Below are 24,813 nucleotides of genomic sequence, written 5' to 3'. Positions count from 1 at the left end.
CGGAAGCTTGCTGGCGCTGTCTCCTCAGATCAGGCGCATGGAAAGATCGATGGCGCGGCAGTGTTTGGTGACGCCGCCAATGGAGATGAAGTCCACGCCGGTTTCAGCGATCGCCGCCAGGGTTTCTGAGGTGACGCCGCCGGACGCCTCAAGTTTGGCGCGCCCCTGATTAACGACGACAGCATGCGCCATTTGTTCGATGCTGAAGTTGTCCAGCATGACGATATCGGCGCCGGCGCTCAGGGCTTCCTGCAGCTGTTCCATGGTTTCCACTTCCACTTCCACCGGTTTGCCGGGAGCGATGCGGTGAGCTTCTTCCACGGCGTTCTGGATGGAGCCGCAGGCCATGATGTGGTTCTCCTTAATCAGGAAGGCGTCCCACAGGCCGATACGGTGATTACGACAGCCGCCGCAGGAGACGGCGTATTTTTGCGCGACCCGCAGTCCCGGCAGTGTTTTGCGAGTGTCCAATACTTTGGCTTTGGTGTGGCTGACCATGTCGGCGTACTGGCGCGCCAGGGTCGCCACGCCAGACAGGGTCTGCAGGAAGTTCAGCGCGGTGCGTTCCGCTGTTAACAGCGATCGGGCGCGTCCGCTGACGGTGAACAAGACGTCATTGGCGCGGGCCTGATCGCCGTCTTTGAATTTCCAGTCCACTTTGCAGTCCGGGTCGACCTTGGCGAACACAGCGTTAACCCACTCTACGCCGCAGACGATAGCGTCCTCCCGAGTGATGACTCTTGCTTCGGCGCGCTGTTCCGCAGGAATGAGCATGGCGGTGATATCGCCGGAACCGATGTCTTCCGCAAGGGCTTTCTCTACGTCTTGTTGAATGGCGGGCTGAATGAGTTGTTCCAACATATATAAAGGCTCAAAGTGTAGTGTGTGTATTCGGCGATAAAATCAGCGTGCCGTTACGTTGGGTGAACGACAGTCTCTGCAATGCGCTCATGCCAAGCAGGATTTCATCCTCCTCCGTCATGGAAGAGAGAATGCTGGCCTCGACGTTATGCAGTTCAAACGGGCCGATAGTCAGCGTTTTTAAATAAGTGCGCGTGGCCTCGACGGCGCCGTTGGCGGTCTGTACGTAGCCCCGGCTCAGTTTTGGCAGTTGCAGACGCTCCGCCAGTTCGGCGGGCACCGCCACGGTAGTGGCGCCGGTATCCAGGAGGAAGTTCACTTCCTCCCCGTTAATGAGTCCGGTGGTCAGGTAGTGGCCCTGATAATTGGATTGTAAGACCAATTCCTGCGCTCCGTTGGCGGACTGGATTATCACGGGAGACTGATTGGGATTCTGCCTCTTCTTTTCCCAAAAGTCGAAAAACTGGGTTAGCAGGAGAATGCCGACGATCCAGGCGGCGATGAACATTCCTTTTCCGATTCCGCGGACCTGTGAGGGATTATTTTGACTCATAACTGCGGGCTTGATTTGGATACCGGATAATTCTTCAAGGCAGGTCATAATAACCTATAAACGGAGTCTCACAAGAGGCAATTAATTCAAGGGTTTCAAAGCGGTATCGGTTAATGTGTGATCAGCGTCACCCGGCAACAATTTGTGACAAAAGACGGTATAGTGACGGTATATACTTGCACCGTGGACAATATTACGTCGCTTTGTGACGCATTTTGTCAAGCAATGCATGTGGTTAGCTGTTGTCAGGAAGTGCTAGTTGGGAGAAAGTATGTCAACGAGTTCGAAAGTTGTCCGTCTTGACGTTTCAAGGAGTCAGCAAGAGGCTGTCAAGGGTGTGAAATTACCGGCACTGTTAATTAAGTTGCGCGACCGTTGTGGCGAGCACAACCGTAAGCTCCTGGACAGGTTATTTGAGCAAGTTGACGACTCGTTTTTTGACTTGGCGGACAAGTCCGCGACCAACTCTGAGCAGGCGTTATTCTTTGACGCCATGCGTGAAATCCGCCTGAAAAAAGAGCGCATCGCCGCGCTTTTCATGCAGTATTACAACCGTGACTTTCAGTTCCCTGAAGCGCAAAAACCAGGGATGCTGAAAGCTAACTTCGATCCTCAAAATCTGACGCTGGTGCAGGAAGACAAGCTGGAAGAGCAGGTGGCCATCGACAACATGGTGAACCGCTTTAAAAGCGAAATTGGCCGTGACCTTGAGCACCTGACCATTCGTTTGGATTCGTTGCTGTTTGACGTCAGCGTGGAAGAGGAAAACAACCCGCTTGGCCCCCAGCGCATGGTCACCAATTTCGTTACCGCCTGCGCCGAACTGGAGATGGGGATTCGCGCCAAGCTGGTGTTCTTCAAACTATTTGAAAAATACGTGCTGACGCAGAATAAAGCCGTGCTGGAAGCCGCCAACAAGTTTTTGGCGGAGCAGGGCGTAATGCCTGATCTCAGCGCCAGTCGCAGCGTGCGCCGCACAGGGGTTAACTTGCCTCACGCCAGCGGCTCTGTGATTGATCAGAACACAGGCGCTGTCGGTGAATACAACGAAGGCGGATGGGACCCTCAAATTGATCCGCTGCAATACATGCGTCAATTTTCTGACGCTCAAATGGCGAACGCAGCGGGGGCGGCGGTAAATTTACCTGTTGTACAGCAAACTGCGTTATTAAATTTACTGTCCCGCCTGCAAACAACTAATAAGGCGCCAACAGCTGCGTTATCTGATAACGGCCTGATCAACTTTATGGGCCTGATGGAGCGCGCCGTTCTTAGTAAGGAAGGGCAGCCCCGCGCTTCCGTAGGTCGTTTGGACCAGGATGTGATGAACCTGGTCACCATGTTGTTCGAATTCATTTTGGATGACCGCCAAATACCTGCGGCGATTCGCGCAGTGATTGCGCGCTTGCAGATTCCCATTCTGAAAGTGGCGTTGCTGGATCGCACCTTCTTTAATCAAGGCGGTCACTCTGCGCGTAGATTATTGAATGAAATGGCAACCGCCTCTATTGGCTGGACGGAAAAAGCGCCGGGCGAATCTGATCCGTTCATCTCCAAGCTGGAGGAAGTGGTGCAGCGTCTGGTGACGGAGTTCGACAACGACATCACCATCTTTGACGAAGTGCTGGAAGACTTCATTCGTTTCCGCGAGAGCGATAAAAAGCGTCGCCATCTGCTGGAGCAACGCACTCGCGACGCGGAAGTCGGGCGGGCCAAATCCGACGCGGCCAAGAAAGTGGTGCAGGATGTCCTGAACGATATGTTGGCCGGCAAGAACATTCCTGCTCTGGTCATGGAAGTATTAAAGGAAGGCTGGAGCAATTATATGGTGTTGCTGCAGCTAAAAAGCGGCAGAGAGCATCCCGATTGGTTGCAGGCTCAGTCCGTTGCGGCCCGACTCATTCAGGGGTGCGACCCCGATGACACCAGCGCTGAAGCGCCGGAAGTCGCGGCGGTGGATAAATTGATGGAAGAGTTGCGCACAGGGCTGCAACAAACCGCTTACAAGCCGTTTGAGCTGGATAAGACTCTGCGCCTGTTGCAGAAGGTGTTGTCGGAAACCACACAGCAGCGTCTTGCCAAAGAGATGACGCTGGATGATGAAGACATGGTGGAGGTGGATTCGCTGGAAGTAGCGTCTGCGCCCGCCGTTAAGAACGAAGACGCTTATATCCAAGCGGCCATGCGAGTGCTGAAAACGCCAGAGCCGCCAGTGGCGTCGCGCAAAGAGCAGGAACTGAAGCCAGAGATTGCGCCTGAACAGGTAGCTGAAGTCGCTGACGCTAAGCAGGCTGAGCCCGTGGCGCAGGCGTCCGCCCGTATTGTCCTGATTGAAGAGGACAACGAAGAGCCGGCGGTGGAAGTAGAGGCGGATGAAGATAGTCTGAAGCTGGTTGATCGCCTGAAGATTGGCACCTGGGTTGAGATCAATGAAGGCGATGACAAGAAGTATCGCTGCAAGCTGGTGGCGATTATTCAGACAACTGGCAAGTACATCTTCGTAAATCGCATGGGCGTCAAGGTGGCGGAGAAGAGCCGTATGGGGCTGGCGATCGCCCTGAAGAGCGGCGGCATGTCGCTGCTGGATGACGGTCTGCTATTTGACCGTGCGCTGGAATCCGTTATCGGCGCCCTGCGCAAGGAAACCCCCAAAAAATCCTGATTCGCCCACCGGTCCCATTAAGGGGATCGGTGTCTGCATGAAAGTGATAATTTGTCCTCATTGTATTCCCTCTCATACACACTCTTCCCAGCCTAATTCTTTCGACAGGCTTGATCCACGCCTAAACTCTATCTAAAGTTCTGATTTCGCTGCGCTTCCTAAGCTGGGCCAAAACCTGTGGAAAATTCTGAATTTACAATAGACGCTCAGGGATGGTTGAGTCTGGTGAAGCGAATGCCTTCGCCTAATTTCAATCAACGACCGACAGGCGCGGAGATCAGCCTGTTGGTGGTGCACAATATCAGTTTGCCTCCCGCTCAGTTTCGTGGTGAGTATGTCTGTGATTTTTTCCTGAATCGTCTGGATTGCGAGGCTCACCCTTATTTCAGGGAGATTGGCCATTTGCAGGTTTCCTCGCATTTGTTCATCCGTCGCGACGGCGAAGTTATTCAGTTTGTATCGCTGCATGACAGGGCGTGGCATGCGGGGCGCTCTTCCTGGCTTGGGCGGGATAACTGTAACGACTATTCCATCGGCGTTGAGCTGGAAGGCGCGGATGACATTCCCTATGAGGCGATTCAATATCAGCGACTGGCCTGCATAGCGAGGACCATATGCAGGGCCTTTCCCCTGATAACGGCGGATAGGGTGGTTGGTCACAGCGATATCGCGCCGGGCCGTAAAACCGATCCCGGACCTGCGTTTGATTGGCCTAAACTTAGAAAACTGATGTCGAACGAAGAAGGATAATCAAATGAAATTTCTGGTTTTGCTGCTGACGTACATCATGCAGAAGAGGCTGAACCTGACTCTGAGTCGGCGGCACGACCAGTGGGCGAAAAGCTTTCTGACCTTTTTCGAACTGCGCCTGCCGGTGATCCGCAACAGCGCGCCTTTCTATCTGCTGATCGCACTGGCGGCGCCGGCGCTGGCGTTGTTTATCGTTCTGCGCTTGACCGATGACGTCTTCTTCGGCTTTCTGACGTTGTTCGTGCACATCGTCATGTTGTTTCTTTGCCTGGGATGCGGCTTTCTCAAGCAGTCAGTGGATATCTATCTACAGCAATGGCGAGAGGGGCGTTTTCAGTCGGCTTTTCGAACTCTGGAAGAAGCGGAGATCCATATTGGCGACGCTCAGAATATGAGCCCCGCGCAGCTCCATTACGCTGCCTGCTCACAGTATCTGTATCAAACCTTTGTACGCTATTTCATGGTGATTTTCTGGTATATGGCGATTGGGCCTGTTGGAGCGCTGCTCGCAAGACTGGCTCATGTCGCCGGGCGTGACCCTTCTGTTTATGTGCCGCAACAGATGACGACCGTGTACAAAGCTTTGGAATGGATACCTTCACGGTTGTTGGCATTGAGCTTTGCGTTGGCGGGCAATTTTGGCGGGGCTATTAAACAGTCCGCCAACGATATGATCGATCCCCATTCCGATGCATTCACCGTCTTGCGCAAGGCGGCGGGAGGCGCGGTGGAGATTTATCCGCTGGCGGCGCCCAGTGCTGGGGGAGTCCAGGACGTTGATTTGGAAGTGAAGCAAATGTGCGCGATTAGAGACTTACTCAATCGCGCCATGATTATCTGGTTCATTCTAATCGCGTTGCTGACGGTGGCGGGACATATGGGGTAGATGCCCCGTAGAGGAGGACGGCTTACGCCGTGTAGGGCGTAAGCGTCGGCTCCAGCTCTCTGAGCCATTCGCCGAGGCTGGCGGCGAGCGTGCGTTGCGGCGGCCGGCCGGCTTCTTCCAGATAGACCTCCCCGGAATGATTGTCCACCGTGACGATGCGGTCATCGGCAGTGAGCCCGATGAACAGGGTTAACCCCTGACGGCGTTTACTTTTCTGAAAGGCGTGGCCCAATAGATTCTCCCGCAGAGTTTCCATGTCTTCTTCATTCCACAGTTGAATCAGGCTGACTTCTCCAAACGGACTTGAGCACCAAAGGCCATCGCTCCAATAGCTACCGTAAAACGCCGTAATGGAGGGGTGAATGGCGACTTCCAGACCTTGCTCTAACCCGTCGAAGAGGGTGAAGTCCATGTGCGGCTTGGGCGTCCAGTAGAATACGCCGGCTTCTTCATCAACGTGCTCCACGCAGGGGGAGTCCAGCATGTAGCGAGTCTCCTCATTGAGTGGAATGCAGGGACGCTGTCGCGACGAAGAGTGGTGGCGCTCGATAAATGTATTGGTCAGCTCGCCAAGGCGCGCAGTAACTTCATGTTGGCCCATATAACCTTTCTAAAGATGCGTTAAATTACAAAAAACTTGCGAAAGAATGCAGGACTCGCCGGGAACCTGCAAGTTCCTCCCAATATTTAAGCTAAACTTTGCAGAAAGGAAGCAACTATAAAAATACGGATATAACTAAGCGGCGCGCATTAAGCGTCGAAATGCGTTCAATAATAAGTCCTTCCTTGCAGAAGAAGGCGGAGAGGTGATCAAGTGAGGCGGATTCTCTGGCCTGCTATCAGGCTCATGAACCAGTTGAAACTGATCTACAAATTTTTGCTGATCAGCGTTCTGTTTTTACTTCCGATAATCGCGCTGGGTTATAGCCTGGTCAGTCAGCTCTACGATGATGTCAGACAAATCGAAAATGAAGTCGAAGGCATGGCGGTCATTGAACAGTCCGCTGAGCTGTTGAAGTTGGCGCAACAGTACAGAGACTATCGCAGCGTGGCGAAGCTGCGGCAGGCGCCTGAGCTGGAGCAGCGCACCATGGAAATCCGTTCCTCAATCGATAGCGTTTTGGCTAAGTTGGACGCGGCAGAGTTAAACTTCGACGTCAACCATGATTTGCGCAAGCAACTGGAGGATCTCACCGCCTCCTGGCGCAGCCTGGCTCAGGGGGATGAAAACCAGATGTCGCTTGATCCGCAGATTACCTACTTCAATTCTTTTGTCAGTAAAGTCGAGAGCTTTCTCAGCAGTGCGACGCAGGTTTCCGGCGTGGCGCAGGACTTGTCTCGTGAAGTGCAGTTTCTGATGAAGTTGGCGGATGGACAAATTATTCGCGCGAGTAATGTCATGGGGCGCGCTCGCGCCAGTGGCGTTTACGCCGCCCTGGAGGGGCAGGTGGGGTTTGACGTAGGCGACGTCCTGAACAAAATCTTCGATAACTTGACCGCCCTTGGAGATAGCTTCTCCAATCAATTAGAGGTCACGCTCAACGCCAGTCCGATGATCCGTGAGGAGTTGTCGGCGGATGCGGACAGCGTCCGCAATGTGATTATTGAGACCCGGGATTATCTGGATCAGCACATCGTCACGCCCGTAGCGCCTGAAATTGAGTGGCCTGTATTCGACAAAGCGTTGACTGCGAATATCGATGCGCTGTTGCAATTTAATGGTCGCATTTACCATCTGACGGAAACCATCCTGGATCAGCGTTTACAGGAGCGTGAGACCGCCATGTTGTGGATATTCCTGGTGCTGGGCGTTCTCTTGTTAATCATCGTTTACTTGTACATGGGCTTCTTTGTGTCGGTGAAATCCACCATTGAGCATTTTTCCGTCGGCGCCAGAAAAGTATCCGATGGTGATCTGACGGCGCGATTAGAGCTGGATAACCGGGATGAAATGGGTGATCTGACTCGCGCTTTCAATCATATGACAGAGAAAGTGCACACACTGATGACTGATCTGGTGAAGACGGCGGGCAGCGTGGATCAGCAGGCGCGTCGGGTGAATGCCGTAGCGGTGTCGAGCAGCGAAGCTTCAGAAAAGCAAATGCAGGAAACCAGGCAGATCTCCGAATCAATGCATCAGATGGTGGATACGGTGGCGGAGGTGGCGGGCAGTTCGCAAGGCGTTGAAGATGCGGCGCATCAGGCGGACACCGAAGCGACCAAAGGCAAGCAGGTAGTGGACGCGACATTGCAGACTATCAGCCGTTTATCGGGGGAAATTGCGGCGTCGGTAGAGACCATTAATCGCGTGGCGCGGGATTCGCAAAATATTTCCCAGATGCTGGTGGAGATCAAGGCGATTGCGGAGCAAACCAATCTGCTGGCTCTGAATGCGGCTATTGAAGCGGCGCGCGCTGGCGAGCAGGGGCGTGGTTTCGCGGTGGTGGCGGACGAGGTGCGCACGTTGTCGCAGCGTACGCAGAAGTCCACGGAGGAGATTGAGGCTATGGTCTCGCAGTTGCAGGCTGGCGTTAAGGAAGCGGTGAACTCGATGCAAAGCAGCCGCTCAGTGACGGACGCCACCGTGGCGCAGTCCCAGGATGTCTCTGCGGCTCTGGATCACATTGTGGCGGCCATCGCCAGCATTGTGGATATGAGTCATCAGATTTCTCAGGCGGCGGAGGAACAGTCCGCCGTCGCCAAAACCATCGATGAAAATGTCGGCCATATCAGCGGACTGGGACGGGAGACCGCGGAAAACGCCAAGGAAACCCTGGCGTCCAGTCGTGAATTGTCTGCGCTAACCGGAGCCCTTCACGATCTGCTGGGGGGATTCAAAATATAGCGCGCTACGCTTCCCATTTGGTTTGGGTCCACAATATTTCTTCGCCGTCTTTGCGTCGCGCCAGTGTTCGCGCGGCGACGAAGAGGTAGTCAGAAAGTCGGTTCAGGTAGCCCTGCAGGCAGGGATTTAGCTGTTCTTGCTGCGCCAGGCTGACCACTGTGCGCTCCGCGCGACGGCAGATGCTGCGCGCCATATGGCAATGGCTGGCGGCGCGGTCGCCTCCCGGTAGAATGAAATTCTTCAGGGGCGGCAGTTCGTCGTTTAGCTGGTCCAGCCATTCTTCCAGTCGAGTGATGTGCTTATCGATAATGATGAGGTGGCCGGGAATGGACAGTTCGCCACCCAGATCAAACAAATCATTCTGAATGCTTTGCAATTGGGCGTGAAGCGGGTCGTCTTGCGTAAGTTCGCAGATGACCACGCCCAGGACGCTGTTGGTTTCGTCGACGGCGCCCATCGCCTCCACCCGCAACGCATTCTTGGCGATACGTTCGCCATTGCCCAGTCCGGTTGTTCCTTTGTCCCCTGTGCGGGTGTAAATCTTGGAAAGCCTGTGGCCCATATATCCCCCTTGGGTAAAATTGCTGTGGTCTACGCGCTCTGGTCCGAATGGGCGCTCAGAGCAAGGACGCCTGCGGTCAGCTCGCTATTAACGGGGTGAGGCTGGCCATGGGCGTCCGCATAATCGCAAATGAATCCGTTGATGGCGCTGATCTCGGTTTGTCTGCCGGCGCGAACGTCCTGCAGCATGGATGAGATATTGTTCGCGGTGCCCTGAGCAACCGCGACGATTCGCGCTTTGATGCTGGCGGCGGGTTCGCCGTACCCCGCCGCGAATAGCGCCGTCGACAACTCTTCACAAAGCGCATCGATACGCTTCTGGAAGTAGCTATGTTCGAGAATATCCCCGTTGCGACAGTTCAACAGGGCGGTAAAGGGGTTTACGCCGCAATTCACGCTGAGTTTGCGCCAGAGCTGCTCGCCGATATCCGCCGTTGCGTCACTGCGGAAACCCGCCTGCTTTAGCAGGGAGGCCAGAAGTTGCGCCTCCTGAAATGTGGCGCTGGCGGTGAGAGGCCCCAGCCAGGTCTGGCCATGACCAGCGTGGATGATATGTCCTGGTTTCGGCTGATTGGCGCCTTCTGTTGTGGAGGCGGCGTAAACCGCCATGTCAGCGTATTCCTGTGCGATCTGCGTTTGGCTGCCCATGCCGTTTTGCCACAGCAGAATGCGGCATGCCGGAGTGAGTCGGTGTTTGACTGAGTTCAGGGCGGCCACAGCAGAATAGCTTTTGGTGGTGATAAAAAGGGTGGAAATTGGATCGGCTGCGCTTGCGGTTTCCCAGTGTAGTGGTCTTGTCATGCTTTCGCCTGCTTGATCAAGCGTTAACGCAATGTGCTCATCACTGGGGTGGGAATGGAAGGAAGGGGGGCTGCGCAGAATCAGGCGCACATCGGCGAAAGGGAAGAGCCGGCAGGCCAGCAGGCCTCCCAGCGATCCATTTCCCAGAATATGTATCCGGTGTCGCATACCGGTGTGTCCTTAGTGCGTCAGTCGCAACCCCTTTAGCCTGGAGAGTTAGATTGACTCAATGCGGGATACTTGGTCACGCAGCTGAGTCAGCGCAGCTTCTACATCCGCCAGTTTTTCTTTCTCTTTTGCGACGACGGCTTCCGGCGCTTTGCTGATAAAGCTTTCGTTGCCCAGTTTGCCTTGCAGGCGCTGCTGTTCTTTCAAAAGCTTGTCAATTTCCTTGCCCAGACGCGCCAGCTCGGCTTCTTTGTCGATCAAGCCTGCCATTGGCACCAGCACCTGCATGGCTCCGACCAACTGAGTGGCCGCCATCGGCGCTTCTTCGTCCGCCGCCAGCCAGCGGATGGACTCCAGTTTGGCCAGTTTCATCAGGAAAGACTGATTGGCTTGCAGGCGCGCTCTGTCGCTGTCATCGCCTTGCGCAAGAATAACGTTGATGGCTTTGGCGGGAGAGATATCCATCTCGCCGCGGATATTGCGCACAGCCAGAATGACGCCCTTCAGCCACTCAATAGAGGCTGCTGCTTCCTGATCAATGCGAGAGGCGTTCGCCACCGGATACGGCTGCTGCATGATGGTGGGTCCGGATTTACCGGCAAGCTCTTTCACCTTCTGCCAGATCTCTTCCGTGATGTAAGGCATGAACGGATGCGCCATGCGTAGTGCGGTTTCCAGCACGCGCACCAGAGTACGGCGCGTGCCGCGCTTCAGTTCGGCGGAAGCTGTGTCGTCCCAAAGAACCGGCTTGGACAGCTCTAGATACCAGTCACAGTATTCGTTCCAGATAAACTCGTAAATAGCTTGCGAGGCCTGATCGAAGCGGAAGGCGGCAACGGCTTTTTCCACTTGCTGCTCTGTTTCCTGCAGACGGGAGATGATCCAGCGCTCAGCCAGACCCAGCTCGTAGCTTTCGTTATTTTGACCGCAATCCTGACCTTCGGTATTCATCAGCACGTAGCGCGCTGCGTTCCAGATCTTGTTGCAAAAGTTGCGATAACCTTCGATACGGCCTACGTCGAACTTGATGTCGCGACCTGTGGAAGCCAGGGAGCAGAAGGTGAAGCGCAATGCGTCAGTGCCGTAAGAGGCGATGCCTTCCGCGAATTCACTGCGGGTGGCTTTTTCAATTTTCTGTGCGTCCTGGGGCCGCATCAGGCCGCTGGTGCGCTTGGTCACCAGAGGCTCCAGCTCGATGCCGTCAATCAAGTCGATGGGGTCGAGCACGTTACCTTTGGACTTGGACATCTTGGCGCCTTGCGAGTCCCGCACCAAACCGTGTACGTAAACGGTTTTGAAGGGAACCTGAGGCTTGCCGTCCTCGTCTTTGATGAAGTGCATGGTCATCATGATCATGCGCGCCACCCAGAAGAAAATAATGTCGAAACCGGTCACCAGCACTGAGGTGGGGTGATAGGTTTGCAGCTCGCGAGTATTTTCCGGCCAGCCCAGCGTGCCGAACGTCCACAGCGCGGAGGAAAACCAGGTATCCAGAACGTCTTCGTCCTGATGCAGCGCGATGCTGTCGTCGATGCTGTACTTGCTGCGCACTTCTTCTTCGTTGCGGGCGACGTATACATTGCCCTGGTCGTCATACCAGGCGGGGATGCGATGGCCCCACCACAACTGACGGGAAATACACCAGTCCTGCAGGTCGCGCATCCAGGCGAAGTACATGTTTTCGTATTGCTTGGGCACGAACTGGATGTCGCCATCTTCAACGGCTTTGATGGCGGGCTCCGCCAGAGCCTTCACCGCTACGAACCATTGGTCGGTCAGGTAAGGCTCGATTACAACGCCGGAACGATCGCCGCGAGGCGCTTTCAGGGCGTGGTCTTTGATTTCTTCCAGGTAGCCCAGCGCTTCGAAGTCGGCGACGATTTTCTTGCGCGCGTCGTAGCGGTCCAGGCCGGGATAGCCGGCGGGAATCGCTGCTTGCATGTCCAGGTTGGGCGTGCCGTCGCTGTTCACCACTTCGCCTTCGTCGCGGATGCTGGCGTCAATGGTGAAGATGTTGATCATGGGCAACTGATTGCGCTTGCCCACTTCGTAGTCGTTGAAGTCGTGAGCTGGTGTGATTTTTACGCAGCCGGTACCGAATTCCATGTCTACGTAGCTGTCGGCGATAATCGGAATTTCACGATTAACCACAGGCAGAACCACGGTTTTGCCGACCAGGTCGCGGTAGCGGTCGTCTTCCGGGTTAACGGCCACGGCGGTGTCGCCCAGCATGGTTTCCGGACGCGTTGTCGCGACAACCAGATAGTCTTTGCCGTCCGCAGTTTTTACACCGTTAGCGAGGGGATAGCGGAAGTGCCACAGCTTGCCTTTCTCGTCTTCAGAGATAACTTCCAGGTCGGAAATGGCGGTGTGCAGTTTCGGGTCCCAGTTAACCAGACGCTTGCCGCGGTAAATGAGTTTGTCGTCATACAAGCGAACGAATACTTCCTGCACCGCCTTGTAGAAGCCCTCGTCCATGGTGAAGCGTTCGCGGGACCAGTCCACGGATGCGCCCATACGACGCAACTGGCGGGTAATAGTGCCGCCGGATTCCGCTTTCCACTCCCAGACTTTATCAAGAAACGCTTCGCGACCCAGGTCGTGGCGGGTTTTGTCTTCTTCCGCCGCCAGTTTACGCTCGACCACCATTTGAGTGGCGATGCCGGCATGGTCTGTTCCAACCTGCCACAAGGTGTCGCGGCCCTGCATGCGATAGTAGCGGGTCAGGGCGTCCATGATGGTGTCCTGGAAAGCATGTCCCATGTGCAGGCTGCCGGTGACATTGGGCGGTGGGATCATGATGCTGAAGGGCTCGCCCTGCTGACTGGGTTTGAAGAAGCCTTGTTCTTCCCAAAAGGCGTACCACTGACTTTCAATCTGGCCGGGTTGGTAGGTTTTTTCCATCATGACGTATATGTATTCGTTTCGCTCAGGTGCTTGATTCTAGGATCTAAGAATAATAGCCGAAAGAGGCCGCTAAATGGGCGTCTGCAACGGGTGAACGCACGGGTGCGGAATAGTGGGTGCTAGCGCTGATCAGACGGCCCTGGAAAAGGCCGCATTATACACACCCATGGGATCTTCTGATAGCCGCATGGGCGCATATCGGGCCGCGCCGCATCCCGCAGCGTGGCCGTTATCGGAGGGGATGCTCAGCTTATTTGGATAAGTTGAGGCTGTTCATATGACGGATGACCTCGGCGCGGACCCTTTGCTCGATCTGCGGCATGTACTCCGCCACCACTTTCTGTGTAGTGAGGTGGACAATCCGCTCCAGATCTTTGGTTTCTTTCAAAACCGAGCTGGCTGCGGCGTGCGTGCTTTGTTTCTTGAAAAAGGCTTCAAACTCCTTCTGAAACTCCATGCGCTCCAGCGCCAGCTTTTCCAAGTGCTCATAGGGCAAGAATGGATTATTGCCCCGCAGACTGGTCGGTTTTACGTCAACCTGTCCGTTCGCGGGTGTCATCTCCATACTTTCACACTCCTTGCTAAGTTGCGTTTGGGGTTGATTGTTCTGAATTTCGGTAAGGCCGGGATGGGAAGAAGCCAGCTCCGAATCATCAATCACTATTTCATCCAACAAGGGAATGAGATCACTTTCACTGTCAGCTACAGGAGAACTCATCGGTTATATTCCTCGTAAATCCCAAGTTTCAATTGTAGTTATTAATCAGGCTCCGATTAATTTAATTATTATTTAGACCTCTTTGGGTCTTTATGGAAACGATGACTTACTCGTCGCCGAGAAATGACTCCCGTTTCCTACTCAATATTTAAGCAGATTCGATGTTATAAGTCTGCAACTCGAAGCCTAATTGTTTATACAGTTTATACACTTTTCTGGATTTCGCACGGGCGTCAGGATCGCCGGTTACGAGTTCTATCACTCTGTCCGCCTTGTCTGGCGGGGCTTCGGTGAGATTTATAACAACTTCGGTGGAAATTGTTTCCGGCAGGCGGGTGCATAAAAAAACTGGTGTGTCGGAAGAGGGGGATTCAGGTTCAATACTATGTGGAATAAAGCTTTCCGGCCGAAAGGAATATAATAAATCGTCCAAATGTTCTAGTTCTTTTGAGTCTTTGCATAGGATATATATCCGATGTCCTAATCGATATATCTTTTCGCAAAGTCTACAAAGATAAAAGTCCCTTTGTGCAATGTCGCCGGAAGAAAGCAGATGGAAGTCGGCTTTTGGCATGTAATGTATATAATTAATCGGAATAATTAAATAACCATGGTATCCGAATCGAATACCATGGTCTGTGACAGGGATCGCTTTATATGTGTCGCAATCAGCCTTTAACTTGACCCAGCAGATACTCGGTCAGCAAAGGTACTGGACGGCCGGAGGCGCCTTTGTCTTTACCTGATGTCCAGGCGACGCCAGCGATGTCCAGGTGGGCCCAGCGATACTTCTTGGTGAAGCGGGACAGGAAGCAGGCGGCGGTGATGGTGCCGGCGGGGCGTCCGCCAATGTTCTGCATGTCTGCGAAGTTGCTGTCCAGCTGGGTCTGGTACTCATCCCACAGCGGCAGACGCCAGGCTCTGTCGCCAGTGCTTTCGCCGGCGGCGAGCAGTGCGTCAGCCAGTTTGTCGTCATTGGCCAGCAAACCGGTGGCGTGGTTGCCCAGTGCGATGATGCAGGCGCCGGTCAGAGTGGCGATGTCCACCACGGTTTCTGGCTTGAAGCGTTCGCAATAAGTGAGGGCGTCGCACAACACCAGACGGCCTTCGGCGTCCGTGTTGAGAATTTCCACTGTCTGGCCGGACATGGTAGTGACGATGTCGCCGGGTTTGGTGGCTTTACCGCTGGGCATGTTTTCCGCCGCTGCGATGACGCCGACGACATTGACTGGCGCTTTCATTTCCGCCAGCGCCAATAGCGTTCCAAATACGCTGGCGGCGCCGCACATGTCGTACTTCATTTCATCCATGCCTTCGCCCGGCTTCAGACTGATGCCGCCGCTGTCGAAGGTGATGCCTTTGCCCACCAGTACATGGGGCTTTTGTTTGTCGTCGCCGCCTTTATATTCGATGACAATCAGGCGGGCGGGTTCATCGCTGCCTGCGGAGACAGAAAGGAAAGAGCCCATGCCCAGTTCTTTCATCTCTTTTTCACCCAGGGCTTCCGCTTTCAGAGATTTGTACTCTTTGGCGAGCGCTTTGGCTTGTTTGGCCAGATAATCCGGAGTGCAGACATTACCGGGCAGGTTGCCCAGGTCTTTGGTCAGACTCATGCCCTTGGCGACCGCGCCGGCTTTGGCGATAGCGGCCTCAATGGCGCTTTTATCGCGCTTGTCGCCAGCGACTTTAACCTGGCTGACTTTGGTTGGCGTGGCCTTCTCGCTTTTCATGTTGTCGAAGATGTAGCAGGCGGATTCCAGTGCAATCACCAGTTGCTCCGTCGCCCAGCCGGCTTTCAGCGCATTCAGGGTTAGGCTCGACAGTGCGACCACTGCGTTGCCCGCGCCGCTTTTGCTCAGGCTTTGCATGGCGGATTTTGCGGCTTTGCGGAAGCCCGCTTCGCTTAATTCTTTCTCTTTACCCAGGCCGACGAACAAAAGACGTTTGACGCCGCCTTCCTGCGGATAAAACCAGCTGGTGGCCGCCAACTTGGAAGAGATATCGCCAGAAGAGAGCAATTTACCCAGAACGCCTTTGCACTGTTGGTCTAGTTCTGTCCAAACTGCCGACTGGGATTTGCCTTCGACAACGCCGACCACAAGGCAGTCGCTTTTTTGTTTTATCGGGTCGGTGGAAAGAGCGGAATAATTCATAGTGGTTGCGAATCCTCTTAACCTAAATTCATTGGGCTTTGTTCTCCATGCCGGACCAACGTCCGCTTGATGGAAGGCGCCGGAGGCGTTCCCTGGGGCGCCGCAGAAGTCTCATTCGATGCGGGAGCGTCGCCCGCCGTTGCAAGAGGCAATCTATATGAGACGTATCCTATACGCAATCAAGTCTACGTTAAGGCTATGAAATTTGCATGTGAGTCTGGTATCTTGCGTCACTTTGACGCGCGCTCAAAAACGCAGCGCCGCTTAACCTGTCCTGACGCGCCGTTCCGCGCGCTTCGGTTGATATTGCGGAAGAACTAAATAGGTAATTTCGTTGTTTATTATCCTTCGTTATCTGTCCAGGCAGTTGCTGGTCAGCATGGTCGCTGTCGCTGGCGTGCTGCTGCTTATTTTTATGAGCGGACGGTTTATCAAGTATCTGGCTGACGCCGCCCAGGGCAAGCTGTCGGCGGATGTGTTGTTCGCCATCATGGGATATCGCCTGCCGGGCTTTCTTGAATTGATTCTGCCCCTGGGTTTATTTATCGGGATTCTGCTCGCCTACGGCCGCATGTATCTGGAAAGTGAAATGACGGTGCTGTTCGCCTGCGGCATGAACCGTTTTCAGCTTATCAAACTGACAATGGTCTCCGCGCTGCTGGTGATGCTGGTGGTCGGCTCCATGAGCCTTTACGTCAGCCCCTGGGGACTGCGTCAGGTGGATGAAATTTTTTCGGACCAATCCAGAGTCACGGAATTCGAATTGCTGGCGCCGGGGCGTTTTCAAAGCCTGCGTTCAGGTGAACGGGTGACTTACACCGAAGGGCTGAGCAGCGACAAGCGGGAAATGCAGAACGTATTTATCGCGGAACGGGACTCGGAAAACGGCAGCATCTCTGTCTTGGCCGCCAAGCGGGGCACACAGCTGGTCGACCCCAACACCGGCAGCCGCTTTGTGGTTCTGCACGAAGGCGCCCGTTATCAAGGGCGTCCGGGAGAAATGGATTACCGTGTGATTGAATATGACGCTTATGGCATCAAGATCGCGGAACCTGACGCAGAGGCGGAGAAAACCCGGGACGAAGCCAAGCCCACCAGTGAGCTGTGGCGTTCCGACAATCCCAAGGACAGAGCCTTGCTACAATGGCGTATCTCCATTCCTTTATTGGTCCCTATCGTTGCGCTGCTGGCGATCCCCCTGAGCCGGGTGAATCCCAGGCAGGGGCGCTTCTTCCACTTGCTTCCCGCCATGCTGATTTACATCACTTATCTGGGGCTGCTGATCGCCAGTCGTAAAAGTCTGGAGAAGGGGCGCATCAGCGAATGGATAGGCATGTGGTGGGTGCATGGAACTTTTCTGGCGATCGCGCTGGTGTTGATGTTCGGCCCTGACTGGCGGCAGAAGAGGAGGATGACGCGTGCGCAAAATTGATCGTTATATTGTCGCCACTGTCGCCTCCGCCATGCTGCTGGTGCTGCTGGTGGTGCTATCTCTGGACCTGGTGTTCGCGTTCATCGCTGAAATGGACGAATTGAAGAACGACTACCAGACTTTTCAGGCGATGAAATACATTGTCTTCACGGTACCCAGGCGTATCTATGATTACTTGCCCCTGGCTGCGTTTATTGGCTGTCTGGTGGGGCTGGGCGTGTTGGCCAATAACAGCGAGCTGACAGTGATTCGAGCCGCCGGCGTTTCCGTGGTGCGGGTGGTCTGGTCCACCATGAAGCCTGCCTTGGCGGTGGTGGTTGTCGGCATCCTGGTGGGCGAGTTTGTGGCGCCGCACACGGAGCGTATCGCGCAGACGCAAAAGGCCTTGGAGCAGGGCGCGGCTGAGAACGTGGCTTCTTCCGCCGGTATGTGGCGGCGTGAAGGCAATGTGTTTATGCACTTCAATGCGGTGGAGCCGAAAGGCGTGCTGCATGGCGTGAGCTTGTTTGAATTCAATGATGAACGTCGCATGGTGCGCTCCACCTTCGCCAAGCGCGCGATTTATCAGGGCGATCATTGGTTGCTGCAGGATATTGAACGTACGGAAATTAAAGATGATGGCAGCAATGTGCAGACGTTCGACTCTCTGCGCTGGAATGTCAGCTTATCCCCCAGCATTCTGGAAGTACTGATCATCAAGCCTGAATATTTGTCTATCAAAGGTCTGTACACCTACGCCCAATATCAGGAAGAGCAGGGGCTGGACGCGAATTCTTATTTGATGGCGTTCTGGAAGAAGGTGTTGCAGCCGGTGGCGACCTCTGTCTTAGTGCTGGTGGCGATCTCTTTTATTTTCGGACCGCTGCGTTCGGTCACCATGGGTTTCCGCGTATTCTGCGGCATCATCATCGGACTGCTGTTCAAGTACATGCAGGATCTGTTGGGCCCGGCCAGCCTGGTATTCGGCTTCAATCCTGTCATTGCGACATTGGCGCCGATCTGCATATGCGCTTTGCTGGGCGTGGTTCTGTTGCGTCGAGTACGTTAGCGCTTACCCTCTCTTACTCATCATCCCTCCTCAACAGGCGCCGGATATAACCGGCGCAGTGCACTATTTCAAAATCCGTCTAAGCTAAAGAATAAAGCCTACTCCGATTACGCTTACATCATTGTTCGCAAAGCGCTTTATCGGCTCCGGCCGAGCATGGCTCAGGGGGCTTCTTCCACAGGATTTATTTTGGAGTTCTGACGCATGAATTTAGCTATGCAGTTCCGGCATAAGATTATCATTCTGAGCGGCGGGATACTGCTGCTCTCGATTGTCGCATTCGCGGCCAACAACTATTACTTTTTGGCCGACCAAACCAAGAAAGACCTGGAAGGCGGCATGCAGGAATTGTCCGGGGCTGTATCCGGCAGCATCGCAAGCTGGCTGAATGGGAAGCTCGATCTGGTGCGTGGCGTGGCCTTGAAGGCGGCGCAAACCACGGATGTGGAGACCATCAGGGCGTACGCCCAGGTCGGGGCGGTCTCCGAAGAAGTGGCGGGCATGTACGCTGGTTTGTCGAATGGGACATTTATATACAACGACGCCAATGAATCCTTTCCCTCGGATTACGATCCCCGTAAACGTCCCTGGTACACCACCGCACAGCAAAAGGGTTCGCCGACTTTTTCAGAGCCATACCGCGATGTGCTGACGAAAGAATTGTTGATCACTGCGGCGGCGCCGTTTTCAGGCTCCAGCTCAGGCGTAGCGGGGGCGGACCTTAATCTGGATGTGGTCACGAAGATGGTCAACTCCGTGGACTTCTTCGGCTTGGGATACGCCTTTTTAGTGACGGATAAAGGGAAAGTTCTGGTCCATCCCGATGTGAAGATGGTCGACAAAAATGTCACGGACTTGTTCCCCAAGGAAACACCTAAGCTGAACGCCAGTGACTTGCAAGAGACTACCAGCGACAAGCAGTCCGTACTGGTCAGCTTCTTCCCCATTTCCGGCATCGCCTCAGTGTCCTGGCGGCTGGGGGTGGTGATAGATAAAGAAAAAGCGTTCGCCTCATTGGCGGATTTCCGCAACTCCGCCATCGTTTATGCGATTATCGGGGTGCTGGTGGTCAGCACTCTCATGGCATTATTGTTGAACACTTTAATGCGTCCAGTGATTCGACTGGGCGACGCCATGGAGAATATAGCGGAAGGCGAGGGCGATCTGACGCAGCGTCTGGATGTATCAGGCAAAGATGAATTCACTCGTCTGGCCACCAACTTCAACGCTTTCGTGGCCAAAGTGCAGAATCTGGTTGGCGATATCAAAAACTCTATTGAGAGCATGTCCTCCGCTGTCCGGGAGATGAAAGGCTTTGCGGCGGAGACCAGCGAAGCGGTGGCCTCGCAGCAGCAGGAAACCGAAATGGTGGCGACGGCGGTGAATGAAATGTCCGCCGCCGCGCGCGAAATCGCCCAGAATGCGCAACAGGCGGCGGAGGCGGCGCAAGAGGCGGATGACGAAAGCGCCAATGTTAAACGCATTGTGGACGACGCCATCAAGTCTATTGAACAACTCTCCACCCAAATCGGCAGCGCCTCGGAAGTCATCAACGCTCTGGAAGGGGATGTTAACTCGATTGTGTCAGTGCTTTCCGTTATTCGCGGCATTGCCGAGCAAACCAACTTGCTGGCGTTGAACGCAGCCATCGAAGCAGCGCGGGCAGGTGAAGCGGGACGCGGATTCGCCGTCGTGGCGGATGAAGTACGGGCGCTGGCCAGCAAAACCCAGGAAAGCACGGAAGAGATTCAGGCCATGATCAGCCGCTTGCAGGACGGCTCCAATAAAGCCGTGGGCAGCATGGAGCAAAGCCGCAACAACGGGCAGGCGGCGGTGGATAAGGCGCAGTCGGCGGGCTCGTCGCTGAATGCGATTGTTTCCGCCATCACCACCATCAGCAGCATGAACACCCAGATCGCCGCCGCTTCCGAGGAGCAGACTGCGGTGACCGAAGACATCAGCCGCAGCATCACCTCCATCGCCGACGCGGCGGAGCAGACTGCGCGGGGAACTCAGGAAACCGCCAATACCAGCACGCAATTGGCGGAGTTGGGCGAGCATCTGCGTCAGCAGGTGGCGCGCTTCAAAGTGTAAGTCGGGATCTTGTTTTCTTCCTCGAATGGGCGGTAGACCCGACTGCCGTCCGTTCGCTTTTTTATCTGCTTGGTGCGGCGTTTAATTGGGAACGTAGCGCTGCAGAATGTCATGCATCTGACCGCTGAGCTTCAAGTAATCCAACGCTTTCTGAAATGATTCAATGATGCGGTCGTCCACGTCCAGGTTGAAAGCGAAATACTCTGAAGACTCGGTGACCGTCATCACCTCTTGATAGTCGCGGGCGTCCAGTCCCAATTGTTGCAGATACCAGTTGGCGGTTTGCGAGCCGTACGCCCAATAATCGACTTCGCCGTTGTTCAGCATTTGCCCGCAGGTGAGCGGATGCGTAGTGGCGGTCAGGTTTCGTTCTTTGACGCCGGCGCTGACCATCAGTTGATGGCCAACGTCATCCTGAATCACGCAGATGCGCTTATGACCGAGCTCTTTCAGATGGATGGGCTCCGATTCTTCGGCCTCAACGTCATGGCGTTTCCCCATCAATACTACTTTGGAGCGATAGATGGGGCCGACCCATTTGAATTTATCCTCTCTCTGAGGCGTACGCGTCATGGTGAACAGCGCGCTGCGGTTTTGGCTGGTTGCGGCTTTGTAAGCTTCCGGCCAGTTCATGAAATGCACGTCGCTGCGGCTTTTATCCGCGCCGATGGTTTCCATGATCGCATCGAAAAGGTCCAGGGCGATGCCTTTGGCCACGCCGTTTTCGCGATAATTGAAAGGAGCGTAGTCCTCGCTGTAAAAACTGAGCTGCGAGATGCCGTTGATGACGTCAATGTTGTTAAGAATACGCGAGTAATCGCCATTGCGCTTGAGGCGTTTCAGACCCTGATTGAAGATCGCGACGTAGCTGCGGCTGTTAGGGCCATTCTTGGGGAACATTACGGATAAACCGTCCTGAATCAGGGGTTTTTCGTCATAGGTGAACAGGCGCTGATATTCCGGCAGTTCATGTTGCAGCAGATATTCCCCGACTTTGGCGTCCAGGGGAAACAAATCGATTTCACGTCGCAGCAGTTTGACCAGATTTTGCCGGTCATTCACGGCGGGGATGACCTGCAGATTCTGGTTGGCGATGGCGTTATCGAACGCTTCGCCGTAACTGTAGCCGACGCTGACTCCAACCCGGTAGGGCGCAAGGTCCTTCAGCTCGTTCCAGGTGAAGTCCTGATCTTTCAGGTGAAATAATGCGCTGCTGCTGTAAATGATGCGATCGCTGAACCAGAAATTACGCCGTCGTTGCGCATTGTCGACCCAGCCCACGGCGCCGTCCCAGCCGGGCTTGCGGGCGAACTCGTAAGCCCGGGCCCAGGGCATGAAGTCATATTCGACTTCAATGCCTTCAAGAGCGAAGGCTTCGGTCACCAGTTTGGGCAGCAACCCTTTGTAGGGCAGGCTTTCCGACGCGTAGGGCGGCCACTCTCCGACGGTCAGTCTGATCGCGGCGGCAGAAGTTGAAAATGTGGCGCACATCACAAGTCCGAGAAAAAAGCGCCATCTTGTCGTATTCATCGGCATCCAGGGTTCCGACTTGTCCATGGTTTGTTGCTTATTTAGCCCGTTAAACAGGGCGCTGATAACGGGCGTTATTGCGTCCGTCGTCAGGCCGCGAGTTTAAAAGCCTAATGGAAATTGCGTGAAAATCCGTCAACCGACGTGCGTCGGCGTCCATCCGAAGCGACCCGGCGCGAGTATAGCGCTATAGGGCGGCGGAGGTGTGTTTTGATTTGTTTCCGTATTTTCATATTAGACTAAAGGCTAATAAGGTCGTCATTTTTATTACGCTACTTTACCCCGCTCCTGGTTACAACTACTGTAGTCAGCACGCCGGTTTCAGGGAATGTTTGAAGCCGGTAATCACAAAACCTCTATCAACCCGATTTGCTTACAAAAAAAATTGAGGGTTCTCTGTATGCGCTATATCTGGAAGAGCATTGCGCTGCTTTGCCTGTTAGTTAGTGGTGAATTACTCGCTGCTCCATCCGTTAAAATTGGTCTCAACTATCCCCAGACTGGACGATACCAGGAACAAGGTCTGGCCCAACGCAGGGCGGCTTTTATGGCTGTGGATGAGATAAACGCCGCCGGCGGCATTCTTGGTCGGCCGGTGGAACTGGTGATTAAAAATACCGGATCCAAACCTGATCGCTCTGTGCGAAACGTTGAGCAATTGGTGGACGAAGATGGCGTTGTCGCCATATTCGGCGGATCATCCAGCGCGGTGGCGATCTCTGGCGGTAAGGCCGCCAAATCAAGGGATCGCATCTATTTCGGTACGCTCACCTACTCCAATGAAACCACTGGCACAGAAGGGCATACCCACATGTTCCGGGAGAGCTATAACGCCTGGATGGGGGCGAAGGTGCTGTCCAAGTACCTGAAAACCAATTACGCCGGTCAGAAATACTTCTTTATCACCGCTGACTACACATGGGGGTGGAGCACGGAGCGGTCGATTCGTATCTTCAGCAACACCCAGGATAAAGAGAGTCATCCTGGCGTGCTGACGCCATTCCCCACCGCTTTGCAGAAAGACTTCGTCGACGCCTTGAATCAGGCGCAGGCCAGTGACGCCAAGATACTGGTGCTGGTGTTGTTCGGCGACGATATGGTGCGCGCCCTGGAGCTGGCCACGTCCATGGGCATGAAGGACAAGATGAAAATCGTCGTGCCGAACCTGACGTTGGGCATGACGAAGGCGGCGGGCCCTGCGATTATGGAAGGCGTTGTCGGCGCGGCGCCCTGGACCTGGGAGGTGCCTTATATTTTCAACCATCCCAAGGGGAAAGAGTTCGTCGAGAGATTCTCTGAACTGTACGGCTTGCGGCCTTCCTCATCCGCCGCCTCCGCCTACAGCATTCTGTGGCAGTACAAAGAAGCGGTGGAACGCGCCGGTACATTCAGAACCGCGTCCGTCATTAAAGAGCTGGAAGGGCATCGCTACACGCTGTTGAAAGACGAACAGTACTGGCGCGAGTTTGACCATCAGAACGTGCAGACGGTATACGCCGTGCGTTGCAAGCCTCGTTCGGAAGTCATGTTGGATGAATTTAACGAAGACTACTTCGAAATCATCGACAGCATGCCCGGAGACGAAGCGGCGCAGACCTATCAAGAGTGGCTGGCGGAGCGTCGTTCCGCGAATAAGTCCGATCATCTCGAATAATCCTGTCAAAAGCGGCGTTCTTGCATAGAGCGCCGCCTTTTCTCTCCGTCTTTCTCTATTTTCTTTTATTTGTTTACCAATATGCTTTTTGGCGCCGATGGGTCTCTGTAGTAACCCACTACTACCCCATGTCGGAAAAAGGAGCCTAGACTGGTAGTCTGCTTAATGACCCTCGGCCAGGCGGCCGGGAGTTTTGACAGGCGAGCGATGTCCGCAACCTTAGACGACAAGGAGATAGAGGTATGACTAAAAAAATACTGATCATTACTGGCGACTTTGCTGAAGATTACGAGTTGATGGTGCCGTTCCAGGCGCTGCAGGCGATGGGTTACGAAGTCGCGGCGGTGTGTCCGGACAAGAAGCAGGGCGACAGCGTCGCCACGGCGATTCACGACTTTGAAGGGCATCAGACCTACACTGAGAAACCCGGACATAATTTTACGCTTAACGCCACTTTCGCCGACGTGCGCTCCGAGCAGTTTGATGCATTGTTGCTGCCGGGCGGACGCGCTCCCGAGTACCTGCGGCTGAAAGAGAGAGTGATCAGCCTGGTGCAGGAATTCACGCAGCAAGGCAAGCCAATTGCGGCGATTTGCCATGGCGCGCAGATTCTGGCGGCGGCCAAGGTCATCGAAGGGAAAAAGATTTCCGCTTATCCGGCCTGTGCGCCGGAAGTGCAGCTGGCGGGCGCACAGTATGCCGACATCGCTGTGGACGAATCCGTGACAGACGGCCAGTTCGTCACAGCGCCAGCCTGGCCTGCTCACCCGGCATGGTTGGCGCAGTTCGTCAAACTGCTATAAGCCCCGCGCTGTACTTCCTTTCCAGATAAGTCGCGCAAACCACGCGCAATAGAGAGGCGAAGTTACCGACTTCGCCTCTTTTCTCTACGACTTCATCATACAGCTTCGCCATGAACTGAGAAGTCGACATGCACTCAGACTCCGCAATTTCCTCCAGTAGCGTCCAAAAGCGCTGCTCCAGTCGCACGCTGGTGACAAACCCACGCAGACGCACCGACTTCGAGTGCGCTTCATACAACTGTGGATCGGTGTTGGCGTATATCTCGCACATAGGCGTCTCCGACATTGAAACGGGGTAAAATTACTGAAGACCCTAGCAACTGGCGATTGGTTTTGTAAATGCGGCGTAGGCCTAAAAAAGCAATGTTGACAGTTCACACTTCCGGG

The 24,813-nt window shown here is 54.5% G+C and carries 20 protein-coding genes; 9 read left to right on the top strand and 11 right to left on the bottom strand.

Annotated elements, in window-relative coordinates; all coding sequences use genetic code 11:
* Nucleotides 1-24: 24 nt before the first annotated feature.
* Together nadC and EUZ85_RS23785 are read right to left on the bottom strand one after the other, a co-directional pair.
* On the bottom strand, nucleotides 25-861 hold the full coding sequence (nadC, locus tag EUZ85_RS23790; RefSeq protein WP_127972620.1) for a carboxylating nicotinate-nucleotide diphosphorylase: 837 nt from the start codon (nucleotides 859-861) through the stop codon (nucleotides 25-27).
* Nucleotides 862-871: 10 nt separating this feature from the next.
* Nucleotides 872-1,369, bottom strand: a complete 498-nt coding sequence (locus EUZ85_RS23785; protein WP_241566845.1) for a TIGR02281 family clan AA aspartic protease — start codon at nucleotides 1,367-1,369, stop codon at nucleotides 872-874.
* Nucleotides 1,370-1,751: 382 nt separating this feature from the next.
* On the opposite strand from EUZ85_RS23785, the gene EUZ85_RS23780 reads away from it, so the two are divergent.
* From EUZ85_RS23780 to ampE, 3 genes are all read left to right on the top strand, one after another.
* Nucleotides 1,752-4,076, top strand: a complete 2,325-nt coding sequence (locus EUZ85_RS23780) for a DUF1631 domain-containing protein (protein WP_164887338.1) — start codon at nucleotides 1,752-1,754, stop codon at nucleotides 4,074-4,076.
* A 177-nt stretch (nucleotides 4,077-4,253) separates the two neighbouring features.
* Nucleotides 4,254-4,826: a 1,6-anhydro-N-acetylmuramyl-L-alanine amidase AmpD gene (gene ampD / locus EUZ85_RS23775; protein ID WP_127972613.1), complete on the top strand. Its 573-nt coding sequence runs from the start codon at nucleotides 4,254-4,256 to the stop codon at nucleotides 4,824-4,826.
* A gap of 4 nt (nucleotides 4,827-4,830) precedes the next feature.
* Nucleotides 4,831-5,712 carry a regulatory signaling modulator protein AmpE gene (gene ampE, locus EUZ85_RS23770; protein WP_127972611.1) on the top strand — a complete coding sequence of 294 codons (882 nt, stop codon included), beginning with the start codon at nucleotides 4,831-4,833 and terminating at the stop codon, nucleotides 5,710-5,712.
* Between the two features lie 22 nt (nucleotides 5,713-5,734).
* Here ampE and syd read toward each other — a convergent pair whose 3' ends face one another.
* Nucleotides 5,735-6,313: a SecY-interacting protein gene (gene syd, locus EUZ85_RS23765; protein ID WP_127972609.1), complete on the bottom strand. Its 579-nt coding sequence runs from the start codon at nucleotides 6,311-6,313 to the stop codon at nucleotides 5,735-5,737.
* 246 nt (nucleotides 6,314-6,559) lie between these two features.
* Between syd and EUZ85_RS23760 the strand changes: the two genes are divergently transcribed.
* The gene (locus tag EUZ85_RS23760; RefSeq protein ID WP_206617941.1) at nucleotides 6,560-8,557 is read left to right on the top strand and encodes a methyl-accepting chemotaxis protein; all 1,998 of its coding nucleotides are present in this window, start codon (nucleotides 6,560-6,562) and stop codon (nucleotides 8,555-8,557) included.
* Between the two features lie 4 nt (nucleotides 8,558-8,561).
* Here EUZ85_RS23760 and EUZ85_RS23755 read toward each other — a convergent pair whose 3' ends face one another.
* The 6 genes from EUZ85_RS23755 to EUZ85_RS23730 all read right to left on the bottom strand — a co-directional run bounded on the left by EUZ85_RS23755 (nucleotide 8,562) and on the right by EUZ85_RS23730 (nucleotide 15,865).
* On the bottom strand, nucleotides 8,562-9,119 hold the full coding sequence (locus EUZ85_RS23755) for a cob(I)yrinic acid a,c-diamide adenosyltransferase (protein WP_127972607.1): 558 nt from the start codon (nucleotides 9,117-9,119) through the stop codon (nucleotides 8,562-8,564).
* A 29-nt stretch (nucleotides 9,120-9,148) separates the two neighbouring features.
* Nucleotides 9,149-10,087, bottom strand: coding sequence for a 2-dehydropantoate 2-reductase (locus EUZ85_RS23750; RefSeq protein WP_127972605.1), 939 nt, complete (start codon nucleotides 10,085-10,087; stop codon nucleotides 9,149-9,151).
* Between the two features lie 48 nt (nucleotides 10,088-10,135).
* The gene (locus EUZ85_RS23745) at nucleotides 10,136-12,991 is read right to left on the bottom strand and encodes a valine--tRNA ligase (protein ID WP_127974552.1); all 2,856 of its coding nucleotides are present in this window, start codon (nucleotides 12,989-12,991) and stop codon (nucleotides 10,136-10,138) included.
* Nucleotides 12,992-13,244: 253 nt separating this feature from the next.
* Nucleotides 13,245-13,712, bottom strand: coding sequence for a hypothetical protein (locus tag EUZ85_RS23740; RefSeq protein ID WP_127972603.1), 468 nt, complete (start codon nucleotides 13,710-13,712; stop codon nucleotides 13,245-13,247).
* A 148-nt stretch (nucleotides 13,713-13,860) separates the two neighbouring features.
* Nucleotides 13,861-14,286, bottom strand: coding sequence for a DNA polymerase III subunit chi (locus EUZ85_RS23735; protein WP_127972601.1), 426 nt, complete (start codon nucleotides 14,284-14,286; stop codon nucleotides 13,861-13,863).
* A 94-nt stretch (nucleotides 14,287-14,380) separates the two neighbouring features.
* On the bottom strand, nucleotides 14,381-15,865 hold the full coding sequence (locus EUZ85_RS23730; RefSeq protein WP_127972599.1) for a leucyl aminopeptidase: 1,485 nt from the start codon (nucleotides 15,863-15,865) through the stop codon (nucleotides 14,381-14,383).
* Between the two features lie 334 nt (nucleotides 15,866-16,199).
* Between EUZ85_RS23730 and lptF the strand changes: the two genes are divergently transcribed.
* From lptF to EUZ85_RS23715, 3 genes are all read left to right on the top strand, one after another.
* On the top strand, nucleotides 16,200-17,297 hold the full coding sequence (gene lptF, locus EUZ85_RS23725; RefSeq protein WP_127972597.1) for an LPS export ABC transporter permease LptF: 1,098 nt from the start codon (nucleotides 16,200-16,202) through the stop codon (nucleotides 17,295-17,297).
* The gene (gene lptG, locus EUZ85_RS23720) at nucleotides 17,284-18,345 is read left to right on the top strand and encodes an LPS export ABC transporter permease LptG (protein WP_127972595.1); all 1,062 of its coding nucleotides are present in this window, start codon (nucleotides 17,284-17,286) and stop codon (nucleotides 18,343-18,345) included. The genes lptF and lptG overlap by 14 nt, the downstream gene beginning before the upstream one ends.
* Before the next feature lie 204 nt (nucleotides 18,346-18,549).
* The gene (locus EUZ85_RS23715) at nucleotides 18,550-20,439 is read left to right on the top strand and encodes a methyl-accepting chemotaxis protein (protein ID WP_127972593.1); all 1,890 of its coding nucleotides are present in this window, start codon (nucleotides 18,550-18,552) and stop codon (nucleotides 20,437-20,439) included.
* 81 nt (nucleotides 20,440-20,520) lie between these two features.
* On the opposite strand, the gene EUZ85_RS23710 is transcribed toward EUZ85_RS23715, so the two are convergent.
* Nucleotides 20,521-21,996, bottom strand: coding sequence for an ABC transporter substrate-binding protein (locus tag EUZ85_RS23710; RefSeq protein WP_127972591.1), 1,476 nt, complete (start codon nucleotides 21,994-21,996; stop codon nucleotides 20,521-20,523).
* A 373-nt stretch (nucleotides 21,997-22,369) separates the two neighbouring features.
* Between EUZ85_RS23710 and EUZ85_RS23705 the strand changes: the two genes are divergently transcribed.
* Nucleotides 22,370-23,623 carry an ABC transporter substrate-binding protein gene (locus EUZ85_RS23705; protein ID WP_127972589.1) on the top strand — a complete coding sequence of 418 codons (1,254 nt, stop codon included), beginning with the start codon at nucleotides 22,370-22,372 and terminating at the stop codon, nucleotides 23,621-23,623.
* 242 nt (nucleotides 23,624-23,865) lie between these two features.
* A complete protein-coding gene (locus EUZ85_RS23700; protein ID WP_127972587.1) occupies nucleotides 23,866-24,426 on the top strand; it encodes a DJ-1/PfpI family protein in 561 nt (186 codons plus the stop codon).
* On the opposite strand, the gene EUZ85_RS23695 is transcribed toward EUZ85_RS23700, so the two are convergent.
* Nucleotides 24,413-24,697, bottom strand: coding sequence for a ribbon-helix-helix domain-containing protein (locus EUZ85_RS23695; protein WP_127972585.1), 285 nt, complete (start codon nucleotides 24,695-24,697; stop codon nucleotides 24,413-24,415). The genes EUZ85_RS23700 and EUZ85_RS23695 overlap by 14 nt on opposite strands.
* Nucleotides 24,698-24,813: the final 116 nt, after the last annotated feature.

Origin of the sequence: Hahella sp. KA22, assembly GCF_004135205.1 — a bacterium.
Taxonomy (GTDB): domain Bacteria; phylum Pseudomonadota; class Gammaproteobacteria; order Pseudomonadales; family Oleiphilaceae; genus Hahella.
The sequence above is the reverse complement of the archived record's forward strand: the minus strand, read 5'-3'. Positions and strand labels throughout refer to the sequence as shown.

What these genes read in the sequence shown, in the direction of transcription:
- nadC (WP_127972620.1), bottom strand. Translation starts at nt 861, where the DNA reads ATGTTGGAACAACTCATTCAGCCCGCCATTCAACAAGACGTAGAGAAA.
- EUZ85_RS23760 (WP_206617941.1), top strand. Translation starts at nt 6,560, where the DNA reads ATGAACCAGTTGAAACTGATCTACAAATTTTTGCTGATCAGCGTTCTG.
- EUZ85_RS23750 (WP_127972605.1), bottom strand. Translation starts at nt 10,087, where the DNA reads ATGCGACACCGGATACATATTCTGGGAAATGGATCGCTGGGAGGCCTG.
- EUZ85_RS23735 (WP_127972601.1), bottom strand. Translation starts at nt 14,286, where the DNA reads ATGCCAAAAGCCGACTTCCATCTGCTTTCTTCCGGCGACATTGCACAA.
- EUZ85_RS23700 (WP_127972587.1), top strand. Translation starts at nt 23,866, where the DNA reads ATGACTAAAAAAATACTGATCATTACTGGCGACTTTGCTGAAGATTAC.
- EUZ85_RS23705 (WP_127972589.1), top strand. Translation starts at nt 22,370, where the DNA reads ATGCGCTATATCTGGAAGAGCATTGCGCTGCTTTGCCTGTTAGTTAGT.
- EUZ85_RS23730 (WP_127972599.1), bottom strand. Translation starts at nt 15,865, where the DNA reads ATGAATTATTCCGCTCTTTCCACCGACCCGATAAAACAAAAAAGCGAC.
- EUZ85_RS23710 (WP_127972591.1), bottom strand. Translation starts at nt 21,996, where the DNA reads ATGGACAAGTCGGAACCCTGGATGCCGATGAATACGACAAGATGGCGC.
- EUZ85_RS23785 (WP_241566845.1), bottom strand. Translation starts at nt 1,369, where the DNA reads ATGTTCATCGCCGCCTGGATCGTCGGCATTCTCCTGCTAACCCAGTTT.
- EUZ85_RS23740 (WP_127972603.1), bottom strand. Translation starts at nt 13,712, where the DNA reads ATGAGTTCTCCTGTAGCTGACAGTGAAAGTGATCTCATTCCCTTGTTG.
- EUZ85_RS23695 (WP_127972585.1), bottom strand. Translation starts at nt 24,697, where the DNA reads ATGTGCGAGATATACGCCAACACCGATCCACAGTTGTATGAAGCGCAC.
- EUZ85_RS23745 (WP_127974552.1), bottom strand. Translation starts at nt 12,991, where the DNA reads ATGGAAAAAACCTACCAACCCGGCCAGATTGAAAGTCAGTGGTACGCC.
- EUZ85_RS23715 (WP_127972593.1), top strand. Translation starts at nt 18,550, where the DNA reads ATGAATTTAGCTATGCAGTTCCGGCATAAGATTATCATTCTGAGCGGC.
- ampE (WP_127972611.1), top strand. Translation starts at nt 4,831, where the DNA reads ATGAAATTTCTGGTTTTGCTGCTGACGTACATCATGCAGAAGAGGCTG.
- EUZ85_RS23755 (WP_127972607.1), bottom strand. Translation starts at nt 9,119, where the DNA reads ATGGGCCACAGGCTTTCCAAGATTTACACCCGCACAGGGGACAAAGGA.
- syd (WP_127972609.1), bottom strand. Translation starts at nt 6,313, where the DNA reads ATGGGCCAACATGAAGTTACTGCGCGCCTTGGCGAGCTGACCAATACA.